Source organism: Frankiales bacterium (genome assembly GCA_016125335.1).
GTDB lineage: Bacteria > Actinomycetota > Actinomycetes > S36-B12 > CAIYMF01 > Longivirga.
Genome location: WGLY01000003.1, coordinates 47,286 through 61,734 on the forward strand (window position 1 = coordinate 47,286; position 14,449 = coordinate 61,734).

General features: G+C 76.9%; 13 protein-coding genes. 9 read left to right on the forward strand and 4 right to left on the reverse strand.

Annotation, left to right across the window (positions count from 1 at the left end; genetic code table 11):
• Positions 1 to 247 precede the first annotated feature (247 nt).
• Positions 248 to 970, forward strand: a complete 723-nt coding sequence (locus GC157_02005) for a dienelactone hydrolase family protein (GenBank protein MBI1376246.1) — start codon at positions 248 to 250, stop codon at positions 968 to 970.
• Here GC157_02005 and GC157_02010 read toward each other — a convergent pair.
• Positions 967 to 3,054 (reverse strand): AAA domain-containing protein, encoded by a 2,088-nt coding sequence (locus GC157_02010; protein MBI1376247.1) that lies wholly within the window; start codon positions 3,052 to 3,054, stop codon positions 967 to 969. The two genes, GC157_02005 and GC157_02010, sit on opposite strands and share 4 nt — an antisense overlap.
• 150 nt (positions 3,055 to 3,204) lie before the next feature.
• Here GC157_02010 and GC157_02015 point away from each other — a divergent pair, with 150 nt between their 5' ends.
• From GC157_02015 to GC157_02025, 3 genes are all read left to right on the forward strand, one after another.
• Positions 3,205 to 3,429 (forward strand): hypothetical protein, encoded by a 225-nt coding sequence (locus GC157_02015; protein MBI1376248.1) that lies wholly within the window; start codon positions 3,205 to 3,207, stop codon positions 3,427 to 3,429.
• A gap of 70 nt (positions 3,430 to 3,499) precedes the next feature.
• On the forward strand, positions 3,500 to 4,102 hold the full coding sequence (locus GC157_02020; protein ID MBI1376249.1) for a DUF4333 domain-containing protein: 603 nt from the start codon (positions 3,500 to 3,502) through the stop codon (positions 4,100 to 4,102).
• A complete protein-coding gene (locus tag GC157_02025) occupies positions 4,095 to 5,000 on the forward strand; it encodes a diacylglycerol kinase family lipid kinase (GenBank protein MBI1376250.1) in 906 nt (301 codons plus the stop codon). The genes GC157_02020 and GC157_02025 overlap by 8 nt, the downstream gene beginning before the upstream one ends.
• A 19-nt stretch (positions 5,001 to 5,019) precedes the next feature.
• Here the strand turns inward: GC157_02025 and GC157_02030 are convergent, their stop codons facing one another.
• Together GC157_02030 and GC157_02035 are read right to left on the reverse strand one after the other, a co-directional pair.
• The gene (locus GC157_02030) at positions 5,020 to 6,024 is read right to left on the reverse strand and encodes a L,D-transpeptidase family protein (GenBank protein MBI1376251.1); all 1,005 of its coding nucleotides are present in this window, start codon (positions 6,022 to 6,024) and stop codon (positions 5,020 to 5,022) included.
• A 66-nt stretch (positions 6,025 to 6,090) separates the two neighbouring features.
• Positions 6,091 to 7,239 carry a hypothetical protein gene (locus tag GC157_02035; GenBank protein ID MBI1376252.1) on the reverse strand — a complete coding sequence of 383 codons (1,149 nt, stop codon included), beginning with the start codon at positions 7,237 to 7,239 and terminating at the stop codon, positions 6,091 to 6,093.
• A gap of 304 nt (positions 7,240 to 7,543) precedes the next feature.
• Between GC157_02035 and GC157_02040 the strand changes: the two genes are divergently transcribed.
• Positions 7,544 to 8,158 (forward strand): oxidoreductase, encoded by a 615-nt coding sequence (locus GC157_02040; protein ID MBI1376253.1) that lies wholly within the window; start codon positions 7,544 to 7,546, stop codon positions 8,156 to 8,158.
• Between the two features lie 80 nt (positions 8,159 to 8,238).
• Here GC157_02040 and GC157_02045 read toward each other — a convergent pair whose 3' ends face one another.
• Positions 8,239 to 9,696 (reverse strand): aldehyde dehydrogenase family protein, encoded by a 1,458-nt coding sequence (locus GC157_02045; GenBank protein ID MBI1376254.1) that lies wholly within the window; start codon positions 9,694 to 9,696, stop codon positions 8,239 to 8,241.
• 154 nt (positions 9,697 to 9,850) lie between these two features.
• On the opposite strand from GC157_02045, the gene GC157_02050 reads away from it, so the two are divergent.
• The 4 genes from GC157_02050 to GC157_02065 are packed head-to-tail and all read left to right on the forward strand — an operon-like array spanning position 9,851 to position 14,437.
• On the forward strand, positions 9,851 to 11,821 hold the full coding sequence (locus tag GC157_02050; protein MBI1376255.1) for a nitrite/sulfite reductase: 1,971 nt from the start codon (positions 9,851 to 9,853) through the stop codon (positions 11,819 to 11,821).
• Entirely contained in the window at positions 11,539 to 12,531 is a 993-nt protein-coding gene (locus tag GC157_02055; protein MBI1376256.1) for a phosphoadenylyl-sulfate reductase, read from the forward strand. The genes GC157_02050 and GC157_02055 overlap by 283 nt, the downstream gene beginning before the upstream one ends.
• The gene (gene cobA / locus GC157_02060) at positions 12,528 to 13,781 is read left to right on the forward strand and encodes a uroporphyrinogen-III C-methyltransferase (GenBank protein ID MBI1376257.1); all 1,254 of its coding nucleotides are present in this window, start codon (positions 12,528 to 12,530) and stop codon (positions 13,779 to 13,781) included. The genes GC157_02055 and cobA overlap by 4 nt, the downstream gene beginning before the upstream one ends.
• Positions 13,778 to 14,437: a sirohydrochlorin chelatase gene (locus tag GC157_02065; protein ID MBI1376258.1), complete on the forward strand. Its 660-nt coding sequence runs from the start codon at positions 13,778 to 13,780 to the stop codon at positions 14,435 to 14,437. The genes cobA and GC157_02065 overlap by 4 nt, the downstream gene beginning before the upstream one ends.
• The last annotated feature ends 12 nt before the right edge of the window (positions 14,438 to 14,449 follow it).

Here is a 14,449-nt window from a genome sequence, read left to right on the forward strand (position 1 = left end):
CGTTATCCGGCGAGCGGACGCCTGTCGATCACAGCGCGTCACCTGAAGACCCTCGACGTCGAGTCGAGACCACGGGCCGTCATCACCGCAGGTGGGAGGCGCGCCTGGGAAGGCCGGGCGAACCCTCGAGCCCCGGTCGAGTCTTCGCGCCGCGCCACGGCGCGCGCCCGGCGCGACGGCGTCGTAGCCTCGCCGGGCCCGGCGCGGTCCGGCGGCGGGCCCAGGACGAGCCGACAGGAGCGCTGCGGTGGACGTGACGATCCCGGTCCCGGGCGGCGAGCCGGTCCCCGCCCACCTCGCGCTCGCCGCCGGGGACGGACCCCAGCCCGGTGTGGTGGTGCTGCACGAGGCGTTCGGGCTCACCGCGGACATCCGCGCCATCGCCGCCGAGTTCGCGCGCCGCGGGTTCCACGCGCTCGCACCGGACCTGCTCTCCCACGGCGGACGGGTGCGGTGCCTGACCTCGGTGATGCGCGCGATGCGCAGCGGCAGCGGCCGGCCGTTCGCCGAGATCGCCGCAGCACGCGACTGGCTGGCCGAGCGCGAGGACTGCACCGGCCGCGTGGGGGTGGCCGGCTTCTGCCTCGGCGGCGGGTTCGCGATCCTCATGGCGGGCCGCGGCTTCGACGTGAGCGCGGTGCAGTACGGGATCCTGCCGCGCCGGGTGGACGAGGCGGTGCGCGGCGCCTGCCCGGTGGTGGCGTCCTACGGCGCGCGCGATCTCAGCCTGCGCGGCGCGGCGGACCGGCTCTCCACGGCGCTCGAGCGCGCCGGCGTGCGCCACGACGTGAAGGAGTACCCCGACGCCGGCCACTCGTTCATGAACCACTCCGAGCCGCCCGCGTGGATGCGGCCGATGACCCGGCCCTTGCGGGCCGGCCACGTCGAGGACGCCGCGGACGACGCGTGGGACCGCGTGCAGGCGTTGTTCGACGACGTCCTGCGGCGACCCGACGAGGCCGTGCGCTAGGACCGGGCGGTCCAGCGCACGTGGTCGCCCTCGGCGACCGCGTGCCACGTCCCGGGGGCGCAGGCCGCGAGCGGCACCACCACGAGGTTCTCGAGCGCGCGCCGCACCGGGCGGGCCCCGTAGGCGGGGTCGAACCCCGCGCGGGCGACGAGGTCGAGCACCGAGCGGTCGTAGGTGAGCGTGTAGCCGCGCGCCGCCATGCGGCCCACGACGACGTCGTCGAGCATCCGCCGCGCGATCTCGGTGACCGCCTCGACCGACAGCGGCCGGAACACGCACACGTCGTCGAGCCGGTTGACCAGCTCCGGCGCCATCCGCTCCTTGACCGCCGCGAGCACCGCGGCCGAGTCGGTGGCGGCGTCGACGGTCGAGCCGGCGGTGCGACCCTCGAACACCCGCGCCCCGATGTTGGTCGTGAGCACCACGACGACGTGCCGGAAGTCGGCGGTGCGGCCCAGGCCGTCGGAGAGACGTCCGGCGTCGAACACCTGCAGGAAGGTGTTCCACACCACCGGGTCGGCCTTCTCGATCTCGTCGAGGAGCAGCACGCAGTCCGGGCGGGCCAGGATCTTGGTCGTCAGCCACGACGACGGCTCCGTGGACCCGACGTAGCCGGGCGGCGACCCGACCAGCTTGGCGACCGACTGCGGCTCGGAGTACTCGCTCATGTCCAGCCGCACCAGGGCGTCCTCCGACCCGAGGGCCTCAGCGGCCACTGCCTGCGCCAGCGCGGTCTTGCCGGTGCCGGTGGGCCCGGCGAACAGGAACACGCCGTCCGGCCGCGTGGGGCGCACGTCGAGCTCCGCGCGGGTGATGGAGAGCCGGTGCACGACCCGGTCGAGGACGTCGTCCTGGCCGACGATGCGCCGGGCCAGCCCGGTGCGCACGGCTGCGGCGTCGAACCGCGGCCGGACCACCGGCGGCACGACGTCCGCGACGTGCACCACGAGGTCGCCGCGCACGACGGCGGCCGCCACCCCGCGGTCGAGCCGACGCACCGCCAGCGCGGGGTGCGAGTCGACGTCGCTCGGCAGCCGTGGCCCGGTGGCCGCCTCCACCACCCCGTCGTCGAGCACGACGTGCGCCGGGCCCGCCACCGCGGCGGCGTGGCGGGCCGCGATGGCGTGCACCTCGGCGTCGGTCAGCGGCACGAGGTCCACCTCGGTGCACTCGTCGACCAGCTCGGGCTCCGCGCCGCGCAGCGTCGGCAGGTAGGCGGCCGAGAGCACGAGCACCACGCGCCGGGTCGGGTGCTCGACCACGCCGCGCACGACGGCGAGCAGCGCGGAGTCGGCCCGGCCACCGCCGCTGCCGAGGCCGGCGAGCACCTCGAGGTCGTCGAGCACCACGACCGCGCGCTCCCCGACGTCGACGAACAGCCCCTCCACCCGCTCGCCGGTGCGGGTCACGACGGCGTCGGACGCGCGCACCCGCACGACCGGGCGCCCGGCGAGCGGGCCGCGGTGGCCGGGGTCGGCGAGCCGGGCGGCCAGCAGCGCGGCCAGCGACGAGCGCCCGCTGCCCTCCGGACCGACCACGAGCGGGGTGCCGCCGGACTCGAGGGCCGTGAGGACGGCGTCCTCCACGGCGGGGCGGGCCACCAGCGCCGGGTCCGGCAGCGCCACCTCGGCGTACACCTCGCGCACCGCGGTCAGCAGGCCCGGCGAGCCGGTGGGACCGGGCCCGGTCGCCGGCGCCGGCCCGGGGGCCGGCCGCGGGGGCGCCGGTGCCGCCGGAGCGGCGGGCGCGACGGCGTCCGCGGTGACCGAGCGCAGGATCGCGGCGAGCGCGGCCACCGGGTCTGACGCGGCCGCCGCGGCGGTGAGCGCCTCGGCGGTTCCCGGGCTGAGCACCGGCGACGTGTACGTGCGCTGCTGCTCCGAGAGCCGCATCGCGGCGGTCGTGACGAGCGACGGGCCGAGCACGGCCCGGCTCTGCGCCGGGAAGTCGCGGTCGAGGATGCGGACGAGGTGCCACGGGGTCACGTTCGCGTGGCCGAGCGCCACCGCCTCCGCGGTCGCACGGTCGAGGACCGCCGCGAGCGGGGGCGGCAGCACCGGTGGGGTCGGGGACGACGCGGTCACGCGGGCACCGTACCGACCCGGTCGGGCGCGGCGGCCCGGCGCAGCGCGGACGTCCCGGCCGAACGACGGAGGGCAGGTCCCCCGGGCGGTGCGCGCGACCGTCCGGCCGATCCCCTCAGGTCCGGCCACGGCCGACCCGATACCGGGTGCATGACGCCGAACTCGCCGGAGCCGATCGTGCGGGCCATGCTCGCCGCCGTGCACCGGCGCGACCACCGCCACGCGGCGGCGTGCTGCCACCCGCACAGCGTCGAGGTGGTGCACCTCGGCACCGCGTCGATCGCGGTGTGCCACGACTGCGTGTTCGAGTCCGGGTTCCACAACGTGCGCGACTGCGAGCGCGCCGCCGCCGACCACCGTCACGCCACGGTCTGACCCCGCCGGGCGCGGGTCCGCGCACGCGTGCCTGACGCATCCGGCCCCTCCGCGGCGCTAGCGTCACCACGTGGACGACGCGCCGTCGGTGCCGGAGGGCTGGTACCCCGACCCGGCAGGTGCCGCGCCGCTGCGCTGGTGGGACGGTCGGGGCTGGACCGGCTCCACGTACGACCCCGCCGCGCCACCCGTCGACGACGGCCCGTCGGACCCGGGCCCGGGCGCGTGGGAGGACCCCGAGGTGGCGGCGTGGAGCGGCGCCGAGCCGGGGCACTCGTTCACCTTCGCGCCGGTCGACCCCGAGCCCTACCCGGACCTGTTCGACGGCAGCGCCGGCCCGCCCTCGTCCGGGTCGCGCCGGGGCTCGCGCCGCGGGCTGCTGCTCACCTCCGTCGGCCTCGTGCTGCTGCTGCTCGGTGCTCTCGTGGCCGTGGGGCTGCTGGTCACCGGCCGCGAGCGCACCCTGGACGTCGGGGCGATCGAGGCCGAGATCGGCAGCCGCCTGTCGGCCGATGCCGGCACCTCCGTCACGGTCACCTGCCCGGAGACCGTGCCCATCCAGGCGGGATCGGTCTTCACCTGCGACGCGACCGCGAGCGACGGCTCGCACGTCGACGTCCTGGTGCAGCAGCGCGACGACGCCGGCAACGTGACCTGGCGCATCGGTGGCTGAGCGGCCCTCGCCCTCGGTGGCGGTGGTGCACCCGCACAGGGGCGGCGGCCTCGCGGCGGCCCGCATCGTGCTCGAGGGGGCGGCCCGGCGCGTGGGCCGACCGGCGCCCACCGTCGTGGCCACGACGCCGGCGAGCACCGGCGAGGAGCAGGCCCGCGCGGCCGTGGCGGAGGGCGCCGGCCTGGTCATCGCCTGGGGCGGCGACGGCACCGTCACGGCGGTGGCCTCGGGCCTGGCGGGCAGCGGCGTCCCGCTCGGCATCGTGCCTGCCGGCACCGGCAACCTGCTCTGCCGCAACCTCGGCATCCCGCTGTCGGTCGACCAGGCCGCCGGCGTGGCACTCGCGGGCGACGACCGGGCGGTCGACCTCCTCGAGGTCGGCCTCGGCGGCGAGGTGCGGCTGTGCACCGTGATCGCCGGCATCGGCCTCGACGCGCGGCTGATCGACGCCGACGAGGACCTCAAGCGGGCCCTGGGCCCGACGGCCTACGTCGTGAACGCCGGGCGCGCCCTGCGTCAGCGCGCGATGCGGGTGGGCGTCGCGGTCGACGGCGGGGAGCCGCAGTGGTACTCCGCGCGCACCGTGCTCGTGGCCAACGTCGGCGGCCTCGTGGGCGGGCTCGACGTCGTGCCGGAGGCCGACGCCTCCGACGGCGCGCTGCACGTGGTGGTGCTGCCGCTCGTGCGTCCGGTCGACTGGGCCCGCACGGCCGGCCGGCTCGTGCTGCGCCGGGGCGGGCACGACACCTCGCGCGTGCACCTGCGCGGCAGCTCGGCCTGGGTCGTGACCGTGGGCGACCACCCGCGTCAGGTGGACGGCGACGTCGTGGCCCCCGGCCACGTGCTGCAGGCGCGGGTGCTGCCCGGGCGCCTCGTGGTGCGCGTGCCCCCGCGCTGAGCACGCGGCGCCACCAGCGTCAGGCGGCGCGGCCCTTGAGCGCGGAGTGCGCGAGCCACTGGGTCCACGGCATGTTGAAAGGCGCGCCCGGCCCGTTCCAGAACTCCATGGGACGACCGGTGCCCGTGGTGACGACGGCGTCACCGGTGACGGTGTTGTCGAAGAACCACTTCGCGTCGGCCGTGGTGAGGTTGGTGCAGCCGTGCGAGCCGTTCCACCTGCCGATGCGCGCGGTGGCCCACGGCGCCCCGTGGACGAACTCGCCCGTCGGCGTGATCCGCGTGGCGTACGGGGCGATCACGTCGTACTGGTCGTGCGGGTCGGTGATGCCGGCGGTGACGCTGGTCATGTGGCGGGAGACGTACTTCTCCATCACCGCCTTGATGCCCGAGCGCGTCTCGTAGCCGGGCTTGCCCAGCGAGACGCCGAACACCTTGACCACCTTGCCGTCGACGCGCACGACCATGCGGTCGGTGACGCCGTTGATGGTGGCGACCAGCGAGCGCGGCGTCCGCATCGTGTAGGGGCGGGTGGTGCTGCGCGAGCCGACGTAGCGGGCGCTCGAGGTGCGGTCGAGCTCCACCCCGTGCAGGTCGAGCCGCACCTCGATGCGCGCGTGGCCCGGCCACAGGTTCTCCTGCCGGAACACCGCCGTGCGCGAGTCGCGCCACGACCAGGCTCCGCGCGACCTGCGCCCGTTGATGTAGACGGCCATGTGCGACTCGGCCGCGGCCCGGAACCGCACCGCGCGGCTGAACCGGGCGTAGATGGGCGAGGCCACGCCCACGACCGAGCCGCTGCGCGGGGTGACGGTGACCGTGACGCCGTGGGCCGGGGGCGGCGGCGGGGCCGGAGGCGTGTGCCGCCCGGGGACGGGCGCGGGACCGCTCGGGGCCGGCGCCGAGGACGCGGAGCCGGCCGACGCCGGCACCGCGGACACCACCGAGGCGAGGGCGAGCAGGGCGACCGCGACGGCGCCGGCGCGCACGGGTCGCAGGCGCGCACCTCGGACGGCGACGCTCATGGCTGGTCCCCCCGGACGGGTCGTGGCGGCGCGCCGGTGGGCCGCGCTCCCCCGCACTGTACGACGTCAGGCCAGCACGACGACCGTGTCGCCGATGCGTACCCACGAATAGAGGAACTCCGCGTCGACGCGCCGCTGCCGCACGCAGCCGCCGGCGCCGATCGCCTGGCCGAGCTGGTTCTCGCCCTGGATCGGCACGCCGGCGTAGGTGCGCGGGATGGTGTGGAACCCGATCCGGGCCCCGGTGACGCCGTAGGCGAAGCGCACCATGAGGTCGAAGCGCAGCTTCTCGCCGGGGTTCACGGCCGTCCGCGACATCGAGTACACGTGGTAGACGGCCGGCCGGGGGCGGCCGATCCGGCCGGTCACCGGGTAGTCGCGCACCACCGCGCCGTGCGCGTCCACGATCCACACGTGCGCGGAGCGCTCGGCGTACACGATGCGACGGCCCGTCCCGCTGCCCGAGGGCAGGCGCCGGGTGGGGCGGTAGGCCGGGGGCGGCCGGTGCCGTGCGGTCGTGAGGCGCGCCGAGCCGGGGCGGGGCGGGAGCGGGTCCGGGACGAGCGCCGCCGCCGCCCGCGTCGTCGGGGCCGGCCGCGCCACGGGGGCGCTGCTGGCGGCGGCGCTCGGCACGACCGGGCGGCTCGACGCGGGCGCCGTGGCCGACGCCGGGCCGGCCGTCGGCCGCACGGCCGTCGGGGACGCGGCGGGCGCCACGCCGGCGAACGGGCTCGTCGGACCGCCGAGCAGCGCGGTCACGGCCGAGGGTCGCGGACGAGGGGTCGCGGTGGCGGGGGCGGTGCCGGCAGGAGCCGGGGTGCGGGTCGCCGGGGGCGCCGACGCGGTGCCGCCCGTGAGGGGCACCTGCGGGGCCGGGTGCGAGGAGTGCGCGGCGGGCGGTGCCGCGGGGCCGACGGGCGTGCCGGTGAGCCGGCCCGACGTGGCGGACCCCGCCTCGACCGGGGGGCGGGCCGAGGGCGCCGCCGCGGCCTGGGGCCGGGCGTCCTGCGCGGTGCCGGCGTCGGCCGGGCCGGGCACGACCAGGCCGCACACCAGGCCGGCGACCACCGCGAGCACGGCCAGCAGACCGGGCGAGCGCCGGAACGGCGCGGGCTCGCGCTCGTCGGCGAGCGGGCCGGCCGCAGCCGCGGGCTCGCCGAGGTCGGCCAGGCTGTCGGGGTCGTGGGGGTACGGCGCACGGGCGTCGACGGGCACGGTGTCTCCCAGGCACGCAGGCAAGGACCCCCGGACGGGGGCCCGTGCCGACCGCTTCCCCGCAGCCGCTGGCTGCCGCTCGACCCGTCCAGGGTGCCGCAGCGCGGCCGCGACGTCGCGCGACACGCCGCCCGCTCCCTGCCGACCGGCGTCGTCCCGCTCGAACGCCCGTCCCCTGCGCGGGTCCCGTCGTCCGGGCGGCGGGGGGCGTGACCGGGGTCACGCGGGCGCGGCCCCCCGGGCGACGGAATACCGGGAACGGGAGATTGTTGAACGGTCAACGACTTCTCCCGAGGAGTGAGAGATGACCACCAGCACCACCCGCACCGCCCCGACCGCCGCCGACCTGCACCCGCTGCTCGCCCAGCGCTGGAGCCCGCGCGCGTTCGACCCGACCCCGGTCCCCGACGCGGACGTGACCGCGCTGCTCGAGGCCGCCCGCTGGGCGCCGAGCGCGAACAACTACCAGCCGTGGCGCTTCCTGGTCGGCCGCAACGGCCACGACGGCGCCGACGCGACGTACAAGGGCCTGTTCGACGCCCTCGCCGAGTTCAACCAGGTGTGGGCCTCCGCGGCCCCGGTGCTCGTCGCCGGCCTGGTGGAGGTCGAGCACGAGGACGGCTCCCCGCGCGACATCGGGCCCTACGAGCTCGGCCTCGCCGTCGGCCAGCTCACCGTCGAGGCGGCCTCGCGCGGCCTCGTCGTGCACCAGATGGGCGGGTTCGACGCCGCCCGCATCGCCGAGACCTTCGGCGTCCCGCCGCAGTACCGCGCGGTCGTCGTCCTGGCCGTCGGCCGCCTCGGCGACCCGGAGTCGCTGCCGGCCTGGGCCGCCGAGCGCGAGGTGGCACCGCGCGAGCGCCGGCCGCTGAGCGAGATCGCGTTCGCCGACGTGTTCGGCGCCCCGGCCGCCCTCTGACCGACCCCGGCCCGCACGTCACTGTCGGAACGGTCGCCTCCCGCGCTGGGAGGCGACCGTTCCGCACGTGACATCGGGTGTCAGCCGTTGAGGATGACCAGGCGCTCCTCGGTCATCTCGCGGACCGACCAGGCCGGCCCCTCACGGGTGTTGCCGGAGTCGCGCAGGCCGCCGTACGGCTGCTGGTCGGCCCGCCACGTGGGCACCTCGTTGATGAGCACACCGCCGAAGTCCAGCGTGCGCGCGGCCTGCAGGGCCTTGGTGACGTCCGCGGTGAACAGGCCGGCCTGCAGCCCGTAGCGCGTGTCGTTGGCCATGCGCAGGGCGTCGGCGAAGTCGTCGTAGCGGGTCACCGCGACGACCGGGCCGAACACCTCCTGCGAGCACACCTTCATCTCCGGCGTCGCGTCGACCACCAGCGTCGGCCGCAGCACGCCGTCCTCGCCGACGACGCCGCCCGAGGCCACGCGGGCGCCCTCGTCGGCGGCCTCGTGGATCCAGCCGGCCACGCGGTCGCGCTCGCCGGTCGAGATGAGCGCCGAGACATCGGTGGCCTCGTCGAGCGGGTCGCCCACGACGATCGAGTCGACCGCCTCGGTGAGCGCGGCGACGACGTCGTCGGCGATCGAGGAGTGGACGAACAGCCGCTGGGTCGAGATGCACGACTGGCCGGCGTGGCTGAACCCGGCGACCTTGACCTTGGCGACGGCGGTGCGCCAGTCGGCGTCGCCCTCGAGGATGAGCGGCGCGTTGTTGCCCAGCTCGAGCCCGACGCGCTTGCGCGGGGCGCGGGCCCGGATGCCCCAGCCCACCTCGGGCGAGCCGGTGAAGGTGATGAGCGCGATGTCGTCGTGGTCGACGAGCGCGTTGCCCACCACCGACCCGCCGCCGGTGACGACGTGCAGGTAGTCGTGCGGGAGCCCGGCCTCGAAGAGCAGCCGGGCCAGCAGGATCGCCGAGAACGGTGTCTGGCTCGCGGGCTTGAGCACCACCGGGCAGCCCGCGGCGATCGCCGGCCCGAGCTTGTGCGCCACCAGGTTGAGCGGGAAGTTGAAAGGCGAGATCGCCCCGACGACGCCCACCGGGACGCGGAGCACGAACCCGAGCTTGCCCTCGCCCGACGGGGCCGCCTCCAGCGGCACCACCTCGCCGGCCAGCGTGCGCGCGACGGCCGCGCTGAACTGCAGCGTGCTCACGGCGCGCTGGGCCTCGGCGCGGGCCGTGCGGATCGGCTTGGCGGCCTCGAGCGCGATGCACCGCGCGAAGTCCTCCTGCCGCTCGACGAGCAGGGCGGCGGCCTTGTCGAGGATCTCGGCGCGCTTCCACTGCGGCAGCGGGCGCTCGTGCAGCGCCTGCTTGGCCGCGGCGACGGCACGGTCGACGTCCGCGGCGGTCAGCGCCGGGATCGAGCCGAGCAGCGTGCCGTCGTAGGGGGCGCGCACCTCGGTGGAGGCCGAGCCGGCCACGAGCTCGCCGTCGATCGGCACGGGGGTGACGGTGTCCGGCTCGATGCCGGGGATTCCGGGAGTCGTCGTCATGGCCCGACCCTAGTGAGACGGACCCGCCCATGGCGGTCCGCCCCGGCCATCCGGCCCGGCCGCACCGGACACGGCGGACAGCCGCGGCCGGAGGGGACGCCGACCTTCCCGCGAATCGTGTGCAGGTACCGCCGCGGCGGCGCGGGGGTCTCGCATGGTGGTACGGCGTTGCCCGCCAGGCGGACCAGGCCCCAGCCTGGGCGCATGCCCGCGCACAACCGCCTCGTGGTCCGGCGTCACGTCGACCACATGCGCGTGGCCAGCGCGGCCTGTCGCCCCGTCGGCTGACCCGCCGTCCCGTGCCCTGCACCCCGGACGGCCGTCGTCGTCCGGGCTCCTCCCCCTGCTGACCCCCGGTCGGTGGGGGACGTCGTGCCGCGCGCCGCCGGTCGTCCTCGCCCCGAGGAGACGACCGATGAGCATCGACACCACCGCAGACCCGCCCGCGCAGGCGCCCGGCGCCGCCCGCTCCCGGGCCGCCCGCCCCCCGCGCGGCGAGGGGCAGTGGGCGCTCGGCTACGCCGAGCCGCTCAACGCCAACGAGCGCCTGAAGAAGGACGACGACGGGCTCAACGTCCGCGCCCGGATCGAGAACGTCTACTCCCGTCAGGGGTTCGGCTCGATCGACCCGAGCGACCTGCGCGGCCGCATGCGGTGGTGGGGCCTCTACACCCAGCGCCGGCAGGGGATCGACGGCGGCCGCACCTCGTCCCTCGAGCCGCACGAGCTCGACGACGAGCACTTCATGCTCCGCATCCGCAGCGACGGCGGGATCCTCTCGGCCGAGCAGCTGCGTGCGGTCGCCGACGTCTCGCAGCGCTACGCCCGCGACACCGCCGACATCACCGACCGGCAGAACGTGCAGCTGCACTGGGTCCGGATCGAGGACGTGCCGGCGATCTGGCAGCGGCTGGAGTCCGTGGGCCTCACCACCGCCGAGGCGTGCGGCGACACCCCCCGCGTCGTCCTCGGCTCGCCGGTCGCCGGCGTCGCGGCCGACGAGATCCTCGACGGGACGCCGGCCATCCGCGAGATCGTGCGCCGCCACGTCGCCGACCCGCGGTTCTCGAACCTGCCCCGCAAGTTCAAGTCGGCGGTGTCAGGCTCGCCCCGCCAGGACGTGGCCCACGAGGTGAACGACCTCTCGTTCGTCGGTGTCGTGCACCCCGAGCACGGCCCGGGCTTCGACGTCTGGGTGGGCGGCGGCCTGTCGACGAACCCGATGCTGGCGCAGCGCCTCGGTGCCTGGGTGCCGCTCGACGAGGTGCCCGACGTCTGGGCCGCCGTGGTGTCGGTGTTCCGCGACTACGGCTACCGCAGGCTGCGCACGCGCGCCCGCCTGAAGTTCCTCGTGCAGGACTGGGGGGTCGCCCGGCTGCGCGAGGTGGTCGAGCAGCAGTACCTCGGCCACCGGCTCGTGGACGGACCGGCCGCGCAGCCCTACGCCGGCCGCCGCGACCACGTCGGCGTCCACCCGCAGCGCGACGGGCGGTGGTACGTCGGTGCCGCACCGACGGTGGGCCGGGTGAGCGGCACCGTGCTGGACGGGCTCGCCACCCTCGCCGAGCGCCACGGCTCCGGCGAGGTCCGTCTCACTGCGCAGCAGAAGCTCGTGGTGCTCGGCGTCGGGGACGACGACATCGAGCCGCTCGTCGCGGGGCTGCACGCGCTCGGTCTCGAGGTGCGTCCCAGTGAGTTCCGCCGCGGCACCATGGCCTGCACCGGCATCGAGTTCTGCAAGCTGGCGATCGCGGAGACCAAGGGCAACGCCGCGCGGCTCGTGGCCGAGCTCGAGGACCGGCTGCCCACGTTCGACCGGCCGCTGTCGCTGCACGTCAACGGATGCCCCAACTCCTGCGCGCGCATCCAGGTGGCCGACATCGGGCTCAAGGGCATGCTCGTCCCCGGCCCGGACGGCGAGCAGACCGAGGGCTTCCAGGTGCACCTCGGCGGCGAGCTCGGGCCGGAGGCCGGCCTCGGGCGCAAGCCGCGCGGGCTCAAGGTGACCTCGGCCGAGCTGCCCGACTACGTCGAGCGCGTGGTCGGGCGCTACGTCGAGCAGCGCGACGACGACGAGTCCTTCGCGCAGTGGGCCCGCCGCGCCGACGAGGAGGCCCTGACGTGAGCACCCTCTCGCTGCACCGGCGCCAGGACCTCGCCCGCGACGGCGCCGCGCTCGTCGCGGACCTCGACGACCCCCGCCGTCAGGCCGCCGCGGCGCTGCGATGGGCCGTCGAGACCTTCGGCGAGGGGTTCGTCGTGGCGAGCTCGATGGCCGACGCCGTCCTGGTGCACCTCGCGTCGTCCGTGGCACCGGGCGTGGAGGTGCTCTTCCTCGACACCGGCTACCACTTCGCCGAGACGCTCGGCACGCGCGACGCGGTGGCCACCGCGTACCCGGTCGAGGTGAGCACGGTCCTGCCGCTGCTGAGCGTCGAGCAGCAGGACGCCCGGTTCGGGCCGGACCTGTGGGCCCGCGACCCCGACGCGTGCTGCGCGATCCGCAAGGTGGAGCCGCTGGAGCGGGCGCTGTCCGGCTACGCCGCCTGGGCCAGCGGGATGCGTCGCGACGAAGCGGTCACCCGTCGGGCGATCGACGTCGTCGGCTGGGACGCGCGCCGCGGGCTGGTGAAGCTCAACCCCCTCGCCGCGTGGACCGAGGACGACGTGGCGCGCTACGCCGACGAGCACGGCGTGCTGGTGAACCCGCTGCGTCAGATCGGTTACGCCTCCATCGGGTGCGAGCCGTGCACACGGCCCGTGGCGCCCGGCGAGGACGGCCGGGCCGGCCGGTGGGCCGGCACCGGCAAGGTCGAGTGCGGGCTGCACGCATGACCGCCTCGACGCGCGCTCCCTCCTACCCCCTCGTGCTCGACCTGGCCGGCCGCCGCGTGCTCGTGGTCGGCGGCGGCCCGGTGGCGGCGCGCCGGGCCACGGCCCTCGTGGCGGCCGGGGCCGTCGTCGAGGTGGTGGCGCCGTGGCTGTGCGAGCCGTTGGCCGCGCTCGTGGCCGACCGCGCCGTGACCTGGCACCCGCGCGAGTACGCCGACGGCGACATCGACGGCGCGTGGCTCGTGCACACGGCCACGGGCGAGCCCGGCACCGACGCCGCGGTGGCGTCGGCCGCCGAGGCCGCGCGGGTGTGGTGCGTGCGCGCCGACGACGCCGGCTCCTCGGCCGCGTGGACGCCAGCCGTGGCCCGCGCTGCCGACGGCGTGCTCGTCGCGGTGTCCGGCGGCGGCGACCCCGGGCGCGCCCGCGCCCTGCGCGACGCGGTCGCCGCGGCGCTGGACACCGGGACGCTGCCGCTGCGCGCGACCCGCCCCCGCCGCGCCACCGGCCCGGGCACGGTGCACCTCGTGGGCGGTGGCCCGGGCGACGCGGGCCTGCTCACGGTGCGCGGCCGGCGGCTGCTGGCCCTGGCCGACGTCGTGGTGGTGGACCGCCTCGCACCGCGCGGGGTGCTCGAGGAGCTCGGCCCGCACGTCGAGGTGGTCGACTGCGGCAAGGCCCCTGGCCACCACCAGCTCACGCAGGACGAGATCAACGACCTGCTCGTCGATCGGGCCCTGCGCGGTCTCGACGTCGTGCGGCTCAAGGGCGGCGACCCGTTCGTGCTGGGCCGCGGCGGCGAGGAGGCCCTGGCCTGCCGTGCCGCCGGCGTGCCGGTCGAGGTCGTGCCGGGCGTGACGTCGGCGGTGTCCGTGCCGGCAGCCGCAGGCATCCCGGTGACGCACCGCGGGATCGCGTCGTCGTTCGCGCTGGTGTCGGCGCACGACGGGATCGCACCGGTGGAGGCGGCGGCCGCGCAGCACCCGGCGTCGACGACGCTCGTGCTCCTCATGGGGGTGCGGCTGCTGCGCGACTCCGCGACCGCGCTGGTGCGGGCGGGTCGCGACGCGACGACGCCGGTCGCGGTGGTCGAGCGGGGCTGGACGTCGCGGCAGCGCACCACCGTCGGCACGCTCGCCGACATCGCCGACCTCGCCGCGGCGCGGGCGGTCGAGTCGCCCGCGGTGGTCGTCGTCGGGGACGTCGTGCGCCTGCGCGCGACGCTGGGCGCGTTCGCGGACGAACTGTCGTGACCGCCGGGGTGCTGCTCGCCCACGGGTCGCCGGACCCGAGGTCCGGCCACGCGGTGCGCGACGCGGCGGACCGGCTGGCCGCGCTCCGCGGCTCCGAGGTGGCGGTGGCGTTCCTCGAGCACGACCGGCCGACCCTGGCCGAGGCCGTCGCGCCGCTGGAGGGGCCGGTGGCGGTGCTGCCGCTGCTGCTGTCCTCCGCCTACCACCTGCGCGAGGACGTGCCCGCGGCCGTGCGCGCCGCCGGGCGGCCGGTGCACGTCGCGGACGCCGTGGGTCACCCGCCGGACGTGCTCGACCTGCTGCTGCGCCGGGCCGCCGCGCCAGCGGTGGTCGTCGCGGCCGGCACCCGCCGGCGCGCCGAGCGCGAGGCGTTCGCCCGTGCCGTGGCGGCGGCGTCGCGACGTACCGGCGTCGTGGCGCGCGCGGCCTTCGCGACCGGTCCGGGTCCGCGCCTCGACGACGCCGTGCCGGGGCGCGCCGTGGTGCCGTGGCTGCTGGCACCGGGCCGGCTGCTCGACCGGGTGCGGGACTGCGCCGCCCGGCACGAGCAGCCCGTCGTGGGCGACGGGCTGCTCGCGGAGCCGGCGTTCCTGGCGGTGCTCGACGGGCGCCTCCAGGACGCGTCCGTAGCGCCTCGGGCCGGCGTCGCGTCGTGACGCTCCGCCTCC

What these genes read in the sequence shown, in the direction of transcription:
- GC157_02030 (MBI1376251.1), bottom strand. Translation starts at nt 6,024, where the DNA reads ATGAGCGTCGCCGTCCGAGGTGCGCGCCTGCGACCCGTGCGCGCCGGC.
- GC157_02040 (MBI1376253.1), top strand. Translation starts at nt 7,544, where the DNA reads ATGACCACCAGCACCACCCGCACCGCCCCGACCGCCGCCGACCTGCAC.
- GC157_02015 (MBI1376248.1), top strand. Translation starts at nt 3,205, where the DNA reads ATGACGCCGAACTCGCCGGAGCCGATCGTGCGGGCCATGCTCGCCGCC.
- cobA (MBI1376257.1), top strand. Translation starts at nt 12,528, where the DNA reads ATGACCGCCTCGACGCGCGCTCCCTCCTACCCCCTCGTGCTCGACCTG.
- GC157_02055 (MBI1376256.1), top strand. Translation starts at nt 11,539, where the DNA reads ATGCCCCAACTCCTGCGCGCGCATCCAGGTGGCCGACATCGGGCTCAA.
- GC157_02050 (MBI1376255.1), top strand. Translation starts at nt 9,851, where the DNA reads ATGGTGGTACGGCGTTGCCCGCCAGGCGGACCAGGCCCCAGCCTGGGC.
- GC157_02045 (MBI1376254.1), bottom strand. Translation starts at nt 9,696, where the DNA reads ATGACGACGACTCCCGGAATCCCCGGCATCGAGCCGGACACCGTCACC.